Consider the following 13,863-nt stretch of genomic DNA (forward strand, 5'->3'; position numbering starts at 1 on the left):
TTTAAGGAGAGAAGAAATGAATTCTTATATAAGTATAATAATACCAGCTTATAATGAGGAAAGTAGAATAAAATATACGTTAGATAGTATAGTGGATATTAAACAAATAAACGAAATAATAGTCGTTGATGATGGTTCAATTGATAATACTGCTAAAGTTGTATCTGAACTAGAAAATGAAAAGATTAAATTTTTTAAGTTAGATAAAAATAGAGGTAAAGGATATGCTTTAAATTATGGTATTAAGTTAGCGATGAAAAATGCAGACATTATAGGATTTTTAGATGGAGATTTAGGAAGTTCTGCTAAAGAAGTTGAGAAATTAATAGTGCCTATATTAAATGGTGATGCTGATGTTACTATAGCTAAGTTTCCTCCTGCAAAGAAAAAAGGAGGATTGGGATTTGTAAAAGGTTTAGCTAAAAATTCTGTTTTTGAGATGACAGGTGTTGAGTTAGACGCAACTTTATCAGGCCAAAGAATATTTAAAAGAGAAGTTTTAGAAAAATTTGATGAAATACCTTTTGGATATGGAGTAGAAGTTGGTATGACTATTGATATATTAAAGTATGGATTTAAAATTAAAGAAGTATTAGTGAATATGACTCACAATGAAACAGGAAGAAATTTAAAAGGATTTATTCATAGAGGAAAACAGTATTATCACATAAAAAAGGTTTTAGGACAAAAAAAGAAAGAATGGAGGTAATATCTTAGTGAAAGATTATATACTTTATACCATTTTACTATTAACAGGATTATTTGGAACCTATGCTGTAATACCACTATTTAAAAATCTATTGATAAATGGAAATGTACTTAGGCCAAACTATAAAAAAGATATGATACCAGTAAGTATGGGTATTGTGTTTTTGCCGATGGTTGTAATTAACGGAATAATACTTGCTCTCTTTACTACAGAATTTAGGGATTTAGCATATATATTTATGTTTATGTTTGGTATGATATCCATGTTTTTTGCAGGGATACTAGACGATATTATTGGAAATAGAGATGTAAGTGGTTTAAAGGGACATTTTAAAAGTCTATTTAAAGGAAGTCTTACAACTGGTGGTTTTAAAGCATTATTTGGTGGATTTGTAGGACTTATAGTTTCTGTTGCTATATCAAAAGACATAATTGACATAATAATAAACACACTAATAATAGCTCTATCGACTAATTTAATGAATCTCTTGGATTTAAGACCAGGGAGGGCAATAAAAGTATACTTATTTATAATGGTGATTATATTTTTAACATTGACAGGTTTTGTTCAAGTGCTTCCATTACTTATAGTACCAAATGTACTTGCATATTTTAATTATGATTTAAAAGCAAGAGCAATGATGGGAGATACTGGTTCAAATGTTCTTGGAATATCTATTGGAATCATGATTGCTTTTGGATATTCATTTAATGTTAGATTAGGATGGTTAATATTCGTAGTTATTATGCATATATTCACTGAGAAATACTCATTAACTAAGATAATAGAAAAAAATAAATTATTAAATTTTATAGATAAATTGGGAAGGTAGCATTATGATAAGCAAAAGAGTGGGGATTGTTGAGTCAATAGTAAGCCAAACTGAAACTCTTGATGATATAAGAGTGAATATAAATGGGGAAGTGCAAAGGGCATATAATTATCCAAAACTATCTGGAAGCGTAAGTATAGGAGATGAAGTAGTTTTAAATACAACGGCAGTAGAATTGAGTTTAGGTACAGGTGGATACCATTTTGTAATAACTAATTTAAATAACTTAGAATCTACTTTAACTGAAGGTGGACATATAATGAAACTTAGGTATACACCTTTTCAAATAAAAGTTGATTCTATTGAAGAACAAGAAAGTATTTATCATGATGCATTTGAAAACTTTAAAGGATTAGAAGGTCTTTCTGTTGTGGTAGGAACTCTTCACAGTATGTTAACACCATTTGCAGCTTCATTTAAAAGAAGTAATCCCAATAAAAAGTTAGTATATATAATGACTGATGGGGCATCTCTTCCAATTTATTTAAGTAAAAATGTGGATACTTTGAAAGCAAAAAAATTAATAGACAGTACCATAACAATAGGCAATGCATTTGGTGGAGATTATGAATGTATAAATATATACACTGCACTAATTACAGCAAAAGAAATATTAAAAGCAGATGTAGTATTTGTAAGTATGGGACCAGGAATTGCTGGTACAGGAACAAAATATGGATTTACAGGAATTGAACAAGGTCCAATTCTTGATGCGGTAAAAAAACTTGGAGGAAGAGCAATAGCAATTCCAAGAATTAGTTTTGCTGATAAAAGAGAAAGGCATCAAGGTATTTCACATCATAGTATGACTGTATTTAAAGAAATTGTAAATGTAAATGTAGATATACCAATAACCATATATGATGATGAAAAATTAAGTTTTATAAAAGAACAAGTAAGTTCAAATGGTTTAGATAAAAAGCATAATATAATTTATATAGATAATAATAAAACGAAAGAGGATTTAGACTATTTTAATCTAAAAGTAAAAAGTATGGGAAGAAATTATGAACAAGATGAGGCATTTTTTAAAGCTGCAAGTACAGTAGCATATTACTTAATGGAGGTTTAAGATGGTATTAGAAGAAAAAACTATTAGTAGTGATAGGGTTTATACAGGTAAAGTAATTACTTTAAAGGTTGATACTGTTGAAATTCCAGGGCAAGGATATCAAAAAAGGGAGTTAGTAGAAGTTGGTGGAGCAGTAGGAATAGTTGCAATTACAGATGATAACAAAATTGTACTAGTTAAGCAATTTAGAAAGCCTATAGAAAAGCCAATTTTCGAAATTCCAGCTGGTAAACTAGAAAAAAATGAAAGTCCAAAAGAATGTGCTGAAAGAGAACTAAAAGAAGAAACTGGGTATAGTGCAAAAAATATTAAATTAATACATAAATTTTTCACTTCAGCAGGTTTTTCTAATGAGATAATGTTCGTATATTTAGCAACTGGGCTTACTCCAGGAGAGAATAACTTAGATGCAGATGAGTTTTTAGATGTATATGAAGTTGAGCTTGAAGAGGCATATAATATGGTATTAAAGAATGATATTGAAGATGCAAAAACTTCTATTGGATTATTATTAGTAAAAGATATGTTTAAAAATTAATATTTATAAAAATGAATAACCCCTTGTCCTAAAGCATATTATTTTATAAAGGACAAGGGGGAATAAAATTGAGAAGAACATATAGAAAAAATGATTTTAGAGAATTGAATAGACAAATAATTATTATAGGATTGTTGTTTATGATGTCTATTGTTATTGGGTCTTATATAAATAAAATCTTGCCAGGTTCTAGTGACAATATATTAAGCAATATAAATCCTGCTGTAGAGTATTATAATCTAAATCTAAACATAAAAGAGACAGTTATACAAAATTTAAAGTCAGATGGAATTTTTATGGGCTCAATAGCTCTATTAAGTTTGTTTGTAGTGACAATTCCAGCAGTGTTAGTAGTTTTTGTATTAAAAGGTATGTCAATAGGATATACAATAAATAGTTTTATATTGGCATTAAAGTTTAAAAGCGTAAAAATGATTTTAATAATATTATTTAAAAATTTGATTATTATTCCATGTGCAATCATATTAACATTAATTAGTTTAAGCTATTTCAAAGAGATGGTTTATGAATTTAAAAAGAATAACAGAAAAAATATGCAATTTTTAATTAAGAGGTATATACTAAATATTATAATTATAATAGCACTATCATTGGGGTTGCAATTAATATTAAATACTGCAAGTATTGGTATTATTAAGTTCCTAGTTAAATAAAGGAGTTTATAATGGATATTATAGAGGGATATATAGATTACATAAAAGATAAAAAAAAATTATCAGAAAATACAGTGGCATCATACTTTATGGATATAAAAAAATATATGGAATATATAAATCAAAAAAGTATTAAACTAGTAGATATAGTTGAAAATGATATTATAAGTTATTTAATAAAGTTGGAAAAAGATAATGTATCAATAGCTACAATAGCGAGGATGATATCCTCTATAAAATCTTTTCATGATTATTTATTTTTAAATCATGTATGCACAAATAATCCTGCAAAGGACATAAAAAAACCTAAAATAAAAAAAGAAAATATAAATATACTTACAGAAGAAGAAATTGAAAGATTATTAAAGTTTCCAAAGTTAACAACACCTAAGTTGATTAGGGACAAGGCTATTTTTGAGGTATTATATGGTACTGGTATAAAAGTATCTGAATTAGTAGATATGAACGTAGAAGATGTTGACCTGGATATTGACTATATATATTGTAATTCATGCTGTAAAAATCAAAGAGTAATACCACTTTGTGATATTACAAAACTTTATTTAGATAAGTATTTAAAAGAAGCAAGACCTAAAATAGCTGTGGAAGGTGAAAAATCATTATTTGTAAGCTCATTGGGTCAAAGGTTTACACGACAAGGTCTTTGGAAAGTCATAAAAAAATATTCTAATTTAGCTAATATAGATAAAAATATAAATCCTACAATGCTTAGACATTCATTTGCAATTCATTTATTAAATGAAGGTGCTAACATTGCTGTTGTAAGTAAAATTTTAGGAAATGTTAATCTATCTAGCCTCCAAGTATATTTAAATCATATAGATAAAAACGTGAGAAGAGAAATAAAGGAAAAACATCCAAGAAATGATATTGATATAGAATTACAAAAAGCAGAGGCTAAATAGACTGTAGAGCAAATTTTATAATTTAAAAGGAGCGTATTTATATGAGCAGAGTGATTTGGATTGTAATTGACAGTGTTGGGATAGGAGCATTGCCTGATGCTGAAAATTTTGGAGACAGTAAGGATGTAAGTACTCTTGGAAATATATTTAAGAAATATCCAGATATACAAATTCCTAATATGAGAAAATTAGGGATAGGTAATATAGAGGGTGTAGATTTTTTTGAAAGTATAAAAGAACCAATAGGTTGTTTTGGAAAATGCAAGGAAATGTCTCAAGGGAAAGATACTACTACTGGTCATTGGGAAATGACTGGTATAATAGTTGACAAGCCTTTTAAAACATTTGAACATGGATTCTCAAAAGAAATAATAGAAGAATTCGAGCAAAAAACTGGAAGAAAAGTAATAGGAAATAAACCAGCTTCAGGGACTGTGATAATTGATGAATATGGAGAGCACCAAATAAAAACTGGTGATGTGATAGTATACACTTCAGCTGATAGTGTATTTCAAATAGCTGCAAATGAAGAAGTAATCCCACTAGAAGAACTTTACAATATGTGTAAAATAGCTAGGGAAATAATGATGGGAGATAATGCAGTTGCTAGAGTAATTGCTAGACCATTCATAGGGAAGAAAACTGGTGAATTTGTTAGAACTTCAAATAGAAGAGACTATTCATTAGACCCATTTGAACCCACTGTTCTGGATAATATAAAAGAGTCAGGGCTTGATGTTTTAGCAGTCGGAAAAATAGAAGATATTTTTAATGGAAAAGGAATTACAGATGCTATCCATACTAAAAGTAATATGGATGGAGTAGATGAAACTTTAAATTATATGAAACAAAAAAACAAAGGTCTAATATATTCAAACCTTGTGGATTTTGATTCTAAATATGGACATAGAAGAGACCCAGAAGGATATAAGAAGGCTCTTGAGGAGTTTGATAGTAGACTTCCTGAAATAATGGATAATATGAGAGAAGATGATGTGCTTATAATCAATGCAGACCATGGGAATGACCCAACATATAAAGGTACGGACCATACAAGAGAATATATACCAGTTATGATTTATGGTAATAAGGTTAAAAAAGGATTTAATTTAGGAATAAGAGATACTTTTGCTGATATTGGAGCAACTGTTGCAGATATACTAGATGTAAAATTGCCTAAACATGGGTCAAGTTTTAAAAAAGAATTATTCTAAATTAAAATATAAATAAAAAGTCAAAAAATTTAGCTTAATAGAATGGAGGGATTGGAATGTTTGAAAAGATAGAACAAAGTAGCAAATTTATAAATTCTAAAATTAGTATAAAACCTAAAATTGGTTTAATATTAGGTTCTGGACTTGGAGATTTGGCAAATGATATAGAAGATTCTGTCATAATTAAATATAGTGAAATTCCAAATTTCCCTGTATCAACAGTAGAAGGACATGCTGGACAACTTGTTATTGGAAAACTTGAAGGGAAAGAAGTAATTGCTATGCAGGGGAGATTTCATTACTATGAAGGATATTCTCAGAAAGAGGCTACTTTTCCAGTAAGAGTTATGAAAGCTTTAGGAGTTGAAATTCTTATAGTAACCAATGCTGCTGGAGGAGTAAATAAAAAGTTTGAAGCAGGGGACTTGATGATTATAAGAGACCATATAAACTTTAGTGGAAGCAATCCATTAGTAGGCAAAAACGATGATAGGCTTGGAGCTAGATTTCCAGATATGTCAGATGCATATTCTTCTAAATATGTAGATATAGTTAAAGACTGTGCAAAAGAATACAAGATAGATGTAAAAGAAGGCGTGTATATGTTTTTTAGTGGTCCAAACTATGAAACACCAGCAGAAGTAAGAATGGCTCAAATATTAGGAGCTGATGCTGTAGGAATGTCTACTGTTCCAGAAGTTATAGTAGCAGCACATTCTAATATTAGCGTTATTGGGATATCTTGTATAACTAATATGGCTGCTGGTATCTTAAATCAACCACTAAGCCATGAGGAAGTAATACAAACTACTCAAAAAGTAAAAGCAGAATTTATGAATTTAGTTAAGAGTACAGTTAAAAATTTATAAATATTTTGAGTAGATTTATAATGAAATAGCTGATGTATTATTTGAAAAGAATTAATAAAGAGCTGTCTTGATATAGAAAATTATTTCTAATAAGAGACAGTTTTTTTATAATACTATAAGATTTGAAATTGTTTTAAAGTTTAATATTTATTTAAATTATTACAAGTTAGAATGGAGATTTCAAGTATGAGAATGTATGATATTATAAAAAAGAAGAGAGACAAACTAGAACTTAGTAAAGAAGAAATACATTATTTTATAGAAAACTATTCAAAAGGAGATATACCTGATTATCAAGCTTCTGCGCTATTAATGTCTATTTACCTAAATAAGATGAATAAACAAGAAACTGTTTATCTTACAGAAGCGATGATGAACTCTGGTGATATTATAAAGCTATCAGATATAGATGGTATAAAGGTAGATAAGCATAGTACTGGCGGTGTAGGAGACAAGACAACTATAGCCCTTATACCTTTGGTTGCTTCATGTGGAGCACCAGTTGCAAAAATGTCTGGTAGAGGTCTTGGTCATACTGGTGGCACTATTGATAAGTTGGAGTCTATACCAGGTTTTTCAACAGAAATGGATATAAATAAGTTTATTGATTCTGTAAATAAGTCTAAAATAGCAGTATGTGGTCAAAGTGCCAAGGTAGCAATTGCAGATAAGAAAATATATGCACTTAGAGATGTTACAGCAACTGTTGATAATATATCATTAATAGCATCTAGTGTAATGTCCAAAAAATTGTCTTCAGGAGCGGATGCAATTGTGCTAGATGTAAAAACTGGAGATGGAGCATTTATGAAGACTTTAGAAGAATCTTTTGAATTAGCGAAATCTATGGTTGATATAGGTACTGGTATGAACAAAGATACAATAGGAATTGTAACAGATATGGATGAACCTTTAGGTTTTGCAATAGGAAATTCTTTAGAAGTTATAGAAGCAATTGAAACTTTAAAAGGAAATGGACCTAAAGACCTTGTTGAACTATGTGAAGTATTAGGAGCATATATGTTAATTTTATCAAAGGTTGCACATGATTTTGACGATGGTATTGAAAAGATAAGAGAATCTATAAAATCTGGTAGTGCAGTACAGAAACTTAAAGAATTCATAGAAAACCAAGGTGGAAATAAAAATGTAGTAGATGATTATTCTTTATTTAAAAAACCAAAATATAAACATCCAGTTAAATCAACTAAATCAGGTTATATAAGTAAAATTAAGGCTGAAGAAGTTGGTTTATCAGCTATGATTCTTGGAGCAGGTAGAGAGACTAAGGATGATATTTTAGATTTATCGGCAGGGATAATCTTAGAAAAGAAAGTTGGAGATTATGTAAATGAAGGTGAAGTTTTAGCATACTTGTATTACGATGATGAACAAAAGTTTTTATTGGCAAAAGACAGATTTATTAATTCATATTCCATTGTAGATAAAAAAATAGAAAAGAATAAATTAATATATGGTATTGTAACTAAAGATGAAATCAAAAAGTTTTAGAAAATTTTAGAAAAGTGATTATAAAAGGCCTAACATGTCAAAAATAGTGTTAGGTTTTTTATTTTTTTGATAAGTGGTAAATGGCTATCAAAAAAATATATTTTAAAATATTTTTTGAAATATAAATAAGTTTATTCGACAAGGTGATTGAAAATTAGAGTATCTAGCTTTATAATAGAAAATGGATAAATATACATAAGGAGTAGATTATATTATGAAATTTAAAGAAAATAGATTAAAAATAGCAGCATTAATAATTGTTATTTTAATTATCTTAGCAGGTATATTTGTATCTATGCAAATAGGTCCTTATAATAAAAATAACAAGAATGATGTAATTATTGATATCCCAAGTGGTGCATCTGTTGGAAAAATATCTGACATATTATATGAAAATAAATTAATAAAAAATGAACTATTATTTAAACTTTTGGTAAAGGTTAGTAATAAAGCTCCATCTATAAAATCAGGAACATATTTACTTAACCAATCGTATTCAAATAATGATATAATAAGTCTTCTGGCTTCAGGTAAAATATATCATGATGGTGTAAAAGTAACTATTCCAGAAGGTGCTACATCAAAAGAAATTGTAGCAATGTTAGTAAACAAAAATCTAGGAGATAAAACTACTTTTGAAAATTTAATAAAAAAACCTCAAGAATTTTATGATGAATTTCCATACTTGAAGGAAGATGGAATAAATTCTTTGGAAGGATTCTTATATCCAGAAACTTATTATTTTAATTCAAAGAAACAATCAGAAAAAGATATTTTAAGCGAAATGTTAAAGGTATTTGATAGTAAATATACGGACAAGCTTAAAAATAAGCAAAAAGAATCAAAGATGACTCTTCAAGAAGTAATGGAAATGGCTTCAATAATTGAGAAAGAAGCTGTTCTTGATAAAGACAGACCAATAATAGCAAGTGTGTTTTATAATAGACTTAAGGTAGGTATGCCTCTTCAATCTGATGCAACAATACAATATATATTTGAAGAGAGAAAGAAAATTGTAACATATGATGATTTAAAAATTGATTCACCATATAATAGTTATAAAAATAAAGGATTGCCTCCTACACCAATATCAAATCCTGGCATAAAATCTATTGAAGCAGCACTATATCCAGATAAAACTGATTATCTCTATTTTGTAGCTAAGATTGATGGTGGAAATAACTATAGTACAAATTATCAAGACCATTTAAAATATGTCAAAGAATATAAAGAAGCAAGAGATAAGCAAGGCAAAGATACAAAAACAACAAATAAAGAAAATACAAAAAAATAAACGATGATTATAAAAAGTCTAACAGGGTAAGAATAATGTTGGGCTTTTTTATTGAAAATTGTTATTCTTAGATTTATAATAAAGAAAGTGTAAATATATATAACAATATGAATTTAAAAAATAATAAATTAAGACAATGTTTGAATATTTATTATTTTAGGGAGTGTTTTTATGAGTAATATAGTTAATGACTTGGTTGAAGATTATATAAGAGTGACATTAAAAGAAAAAGAAGGACTTTTAAAAGAGTTAGAAATTTATGCAGAGGAAAATAGCGTTCCTATAATACATAAAGAAGTTTCAGATTTGTTAAAAGTCTTATTAAAGATTCAAAAGCCAAAGAGAGTTTTAGAAGTAGGTTGCGCAATTGGTTATTCTTCTATTTTTTTTGCTACTATTATAGGAAACGATGCAGATATAACAACTGTTGAGAGAAATGAAAAAATGATAGAAAAAGCAAAAGAAAATATAAAATTAGCTGGATTTGACAATAACATAACTATACTAGAAGGAGATGCAGAAGAAAAGCTTAGTCAAGTCCAAGGTGAATTTGACCTTATATTTATAGATGCAGCCAAAGGTCAATATAAGTTATTCTTTGATTTAGTTATAGATAAATTAAAAGATGGTGGACTTTTAGTATCTGATAATATTTTATACAAAGGTATGGTTGCACATGATGATTTTGTCATAAGAAGAAAGAAAACCATAGTAAAAAGAATGAGAAATTATTTAGATTATATATGTAATTGCGATTATTTAAGTACATCATTGATACCAATAGGTGATGGTGTAGCACTAAGTTATAAAGAAAGTAAAAGAGGTGACGTAGATGGAATTAAATAAAGTTGAACTTTTAGCTCCAGCAGGTGATTTGGAGAGATTGAAAATAGCTATAACATATGGAGCAGATGCTGTTTATATAGGTGGAGAGATTTTTGGAATGAGGTCTGCTGCAAAGAATTTTAGTAAGGAAGATATGGCAGAAGGAGTAGCTTTTGCACATGAAAGAGGTAAAAAAGTATTTGTAACAGTAAATATAATACCTCACAATGAAGATTTTCTACAACTAGAGGATTATTTGTTGGAATTAGAAGAAATAGGAATAGATGCAGTTATAATAGCTGACCCAGGAGTTCTAAGTGTTATTAAAAAAGTAATTCCAAATATGGAAATACATTTAAGTACGCAAGCAAATACAACTAATTATCTAAGTGCAAAATTTTGGTACGAGCATGGAGTAAAAAGAGTTGTAGTGGCAAGAGAATTGTCTTTCGATGAAATATCTGAGATAAGAGCAAAAACACCTTTAGATATGGATATAGAAGCATTTATGCATGGAGCTATGTGTATCTCTTATTCTGGTAGATGCCTAATAAGTAATTATATGACTGGAAGAGATGCAAACAAAGGTTCTTGTGCTCAATCTTGTAGATGGCAATATCATTTAGTAGAAGAAAAAAGACCTGGTGAATATTTCCCAATATATGAAGATGAAAGAGGTACATTCTTCTTTAATTCAAAAGATTTATGTATGATAGAGTATATACCAGAATTAATCAAATCTGGTATAACAAGTTTAAAAATAGAAGGTAGGATGAAAACTTCATACTATGTAGCTACTGTTGTAAGAGCATATAGAATGGCAATAGATGAATTTTACAAAGACCCAGAAAACTGGAAGTTCAATCCAATGTGGATGGAAGAGTTAAAGAAAGGTAGTCATAGACATTTTACATCAGGTTTTTATTTGAATAAACCAACAACAGAAGACCAAAATTATCAGTCAGCATCATATGTTAGAAACTATGATTTTATAGGTATAGTTAGAGAAACAGAAGATGAAGATGGTCTTATTGTGGTTGAGCAAAGAAATAAAATGTGCGTTGGTGATGAAATAGAGGTCATGGGACCATATAAAGAAACTATGTTTACTAGAATTGAAGAAATGTATAATGAAGAAGGAGAAGCCATAGAGTCAGCTCCTCATCCTAGACAAATAGTGAAATTAAAGTTGTCAGTAAAAGTTGGTAAAGATTATATGCTTAGAAAAGTTATAGAAGAAAAGGTTGAAGAATAATAAAAATTTGATAAAGATAGTATTAGCCCCTTAGAAATTGTCAATAATGAAATTATCTAAGGGGTGATTTCATGTCAAAAAAGAAGACTCCATTTTTGAAAAAAGTGGGAAAGAGAACCTGGTATATATTTACTATAATTTTAATAATTTATAGTGCTTTAATTTATAGGCTAGTTGATATACAGGTATTAAAAGGTGATAAATACAAACAAAGTGTAGAATCACAAAGTGTTGAGAAAGTAGAGTTAAATAGTGGAAGAGGAATAATATATGATAGAAATGACAAGAAACTTACAGATACAAGCAAAACTCAAGTACTGGTAGTTGAAAAAGAAAAATTAAATAATAACTATAAAATTTTAGAACTCGTTAAGAAAGCTACTAATCTGAAAGATTTGGATATATATAAGGCTATACAAGAACAATTAACACATCCTATAATACAGATTCAGACTAAAAATATTGATAATAGTATGAAAAAAGAGCTTGAGAAAAACGGAATAATGGTAGAAGAAAAAACTATGCGATATTCAAAAGATGGTTTATTATCACATACAATAGGATATATAAAAGAAGATGATAAGTCAGGGCAAACAGGAATTGAAAAAAGTATGGATAGTGTGCTTAGAAATTCAAATGAAAAGTATATAAGTGCTTTTAAAGCTGGAGATGCAGGAAATGAAAAATCTCTAAACATACTAAAGGGAAGTGTAAAAACTATTGATGATAAGTCTAAGGATAGACATCTAAAAACTACAATTGATTATAATATTCAAAAAAAATTAGAGCAGATACTAAACAAAGAAGAAAACCCTACAGCAGTAGTAATCTCGGAAGCTTCTACAGGTGAAATTCTTGCAATGTGTTCTAGACCTAATTTTGACCAGAATGATATATCAAAAAGTTTGAAAGGAAAAAATGGAGAATTTGAAAATAGAGTTATAAAGGCAACATATCCACCAGGGTCTGTATTTAAGATGGTAGTTTTATTTTCTGCACTTGAAAATGGTGTTGTAGATGAGAACTATACTTATAATTGCACAGGAAAGACTAAAGTTGGAAATACTAATGAAATACTACGATGTAATAAAAGAAATGGTCATGGTTTCCAAAATTTAAGACAAACTTTTTCTAATTCATGTAATCCTGCATTTTTAGATATAGCTATGAAACTTGGCAAAGAAAAGATACTTAAATCTGCTGAAAAGTTGCATTTATTTGAAAAGGTTGATATTGGTCTTGATGAAGAAAAAATTAGAGAAGCTCCAAAAAATATATCAATACGAAATTTAGCTATAGGTCAAGACAATATAGAATTTACACCACTTCAAATAAATCAAATGACTCAGATAATGGCTAATAATGGAACATTCAAACCATTATATTTATATAAAAGTCTTGTGGACAATAATATGAATACAATCAAAACTTACAAGTCTTCAAAAAAAGAAGAACTTATTTCTCCTTATGTGTGTACACAAGTTAAAGAAATTATGAAGTCTGTATCTAAGGTTGGTACAGCTAAAGATTTAAAAGATTTAGAAGGTGGATGTGGAGTTAAAACTGGTACAGCTCAAAGTAGTTTGAATAAAAAAGCAATAGACCATGGATGGATAACTGGATATTATCCTGAAGAAAGACCTAAGTATGTAATAACTGTGTTAGTAGAAGGAACTCAAAAAGAAAGTAAATCTGCAATACCTATATTTAAAGAAATATGTGAAAGCATACAATAAAATTATATATTATAAAATTTAAGGATATATCATAATTTTAAGTTTTAGATGAATGGCTATATCTAATACTATTACGATATATCCTTTTAAAAATTATAATATTAACTTTCCTGAACAAGCTCTTTTTCTAGTTTTTTAAGAGCTTTTTTTTCGATTCTAGATACATATGACCTCGATATATCGAGTTTTTGTGCAATTTCTCTTTGAGTTTTATACCCATAAGGAGTTAACCCATATCTTAACTGGACAATTTCTCTTTCTCTAGGAGTAAGAATTTTGTTTAGTTGCTCATAAAGTTTTCCGACTTGAACTTTTAGCTCAACTTCATCAAGAACATGGTTAGCTTCTGTACCAAGTATATCTAAAAGACTTATTTCATTACACACTACGCTTTATATGTTATTGAT

At 28.5% G+C, this 13,863-nt stretch carries 14 protein-coding genes; 13 read left to right on the forward strand and 1 reads right to left on the reverse strand.

Annotation, left to right across the window (positions count from 1 at the left end; genetic code table 11):
- Positions 1-16: 16 nt before the first annotated feature.
- The 13 genes from ACTG48_RS06375 (at position 17) to ACTG48_RS06435 (ending at position 13,456) form a co-directional block, all read left to right on the forward strand.
- Complete coding sequence (locus ACTG48_RS06375) at positions 17-709, forward strand: glycosyltransferase family 2 protein (protein WP_021383983.1); 693 nt, start codon at positions 17-19, stop codon at positions 707-709.
- Between the two features lie 7 nt (positions 710-716).
- Positions 717-1,541 carry a glycosyl transferase 4 family protein gene (locus ACTG48_RS06380; protein WP_021383979.1) on the forward strand — a complete coding sequence of 275 codons (825 nt, stop codon included), beginning with the start codon at positions 717-719 and terminating at the stop codon, positions 1,539-1,541.
- Between the two features lie 4 nt (positions 1,542-1,545).
- Positions 1,546-2,613 (forward strand): DUF3866 family protein, encoded by a 1,068-nt coding sequence (locus tag ACTG48_RS06385; protein ID WP_021383975.1) that lies wholly within the window; start codon positions 1,546-1,548, stop codon positions 2,611-2,613.
- A 1-nt stretch (position 2,614) separates the two neighbouring features.
- Positions 2,615-3,151, forward strand: a complete 537-nt coding sequence (locus ACTG48_RS06390; protein ID WP_021383955.1) for an NUDIX hydrolase — start codon at positions 2,615-2,617, stop codon at positions 3,149-3,151.
- Between the two features lie 68 nt (positions 3,152-3,219).
- Entirely contained in the window at positions 3,220-3,825 is a 606-nt protein-coding gene (locus ACTG48_RS06395; protein WP_479918389.1) for a stage II sporulation protein M, read from the forward strand.
- 11 nt (positions 3,826-3,836) lie between these two features.
- Positions 3,837-4,751 (forward strand): tyrosine-type recombinase/integrase, encoded by a 915-nt coding sequence (locus ACTG48_RS06400; RefSeq protein ID WP_021383986.1) that lies wholly within the window; start codon positions 3,837-3,839, stop codon positions 4,749-4,751.
- Positions 4,752-4,792: 41 nt separating this feature from the next.
- On the forward strand, positions 4,793-5,965 hold the full coding sequence (locus ACTG48_RS06405) for a phosphopentomutase (protein WP_021383922.1): 1,173 nt from the start codon (positions 4,793-4,795) through the stop codon (positions 5,963-5,965).
- Between the two features lie 56 nt (positions 5,966-6,021).
- On the forward strand, positions 6,022-6,834 hold the full coding sequence (locus ACTG48_RS06410; RefSeq protein WP_479918390.1) for a purine-nucleoside phosphorylase: 813 nt from the start codon (positions 6,022-6,024) through the stop codon (positions 6,832-6,834).
- A 186-nt stretch (positions 6,835-7,020) separates the two neighbouring features.
- Positions 7,021-8,346, forward strand: coding sequence for a pyrimidine-nucleoside phosphorylase (locus tag ACTG48_RS06415; RefSeq protein ID WP_479918391.1), 1,326 nt, complete (start codon positions 7,021-7,023; stop codon positions 8,344-8,346).
- 214 nt (positions 8,347-8,560) lie between these two features.
- On the forward strand, positions 8,561-9,640 hold the full coding sequence (mltG, locus tag ACTG48_RS06420; protein ID WP_479918392.1) for an endolytic transglycosylase MltG: 1,080 nt from the start codon (positions 8,561-8,563) through the stop codon (positions 9,638-9,640).
- Between the two features lie 171 nt (positions 9,641-9,811).
- The gene (locus ACTG48_RS06425; RefSeq protein WP_021383929.1) at positions 9,812-10,486 is read left to right on the forward strand and encodes an O-methyltransferase; all 675 of its coding nucleotides are present in this window, start codon (positions 9,812-9,814) and stop codon (positions 10,484-10,486) included.
- Complete coding sequence (locus ACTG48_RS06430) at positions 10,473-11,720, forward strand: peptidase U32 family protein (protein ID WP_021383971.1); 1,248 nt, start codon at positions 10,473-10,475, stop codon at positions 11,718-11,720. Before ACTG48_RS06425 ends, ACTG48_RS06430 begins: the two co-directional genes overlap by 14 nt.
- Positions 11,721-11,791: 71 nt before the next feature.
- Entirely contained in the window at positions 11,792-13,456 is a 1,665-nt protein-coding gene (locus ACTG48_RS06435) for a peptidoglycan D,D-transpeptidase FtsI family protein (protein WP_479918393.1), read from the forward strand.
- 101 nt (positions 13,457-13,557) lie between these two features.
- On the opposite strand, the gene ACTG48_RS06440 is transcribed toward ACTG48_RS06435, so the two are convergent.
- On the reverse strand, positions 13,558-13,842 hold the full coding sequence (locus tag ACTG48_RS06440) for a sigma-70 family RNA polymerase sigma factor (RefSeq protein WP_021383999.1): 285 nt from the start codon (positions 13,840-13,842) through the stop codon (positions 13,558-13,560).
- Positions 13,843-13,863 lie beyond the last annotated feature (21 nt).

It is taken from the genome of Clostridioides sp. LIBA-6822, assembly GCF_056688955.1.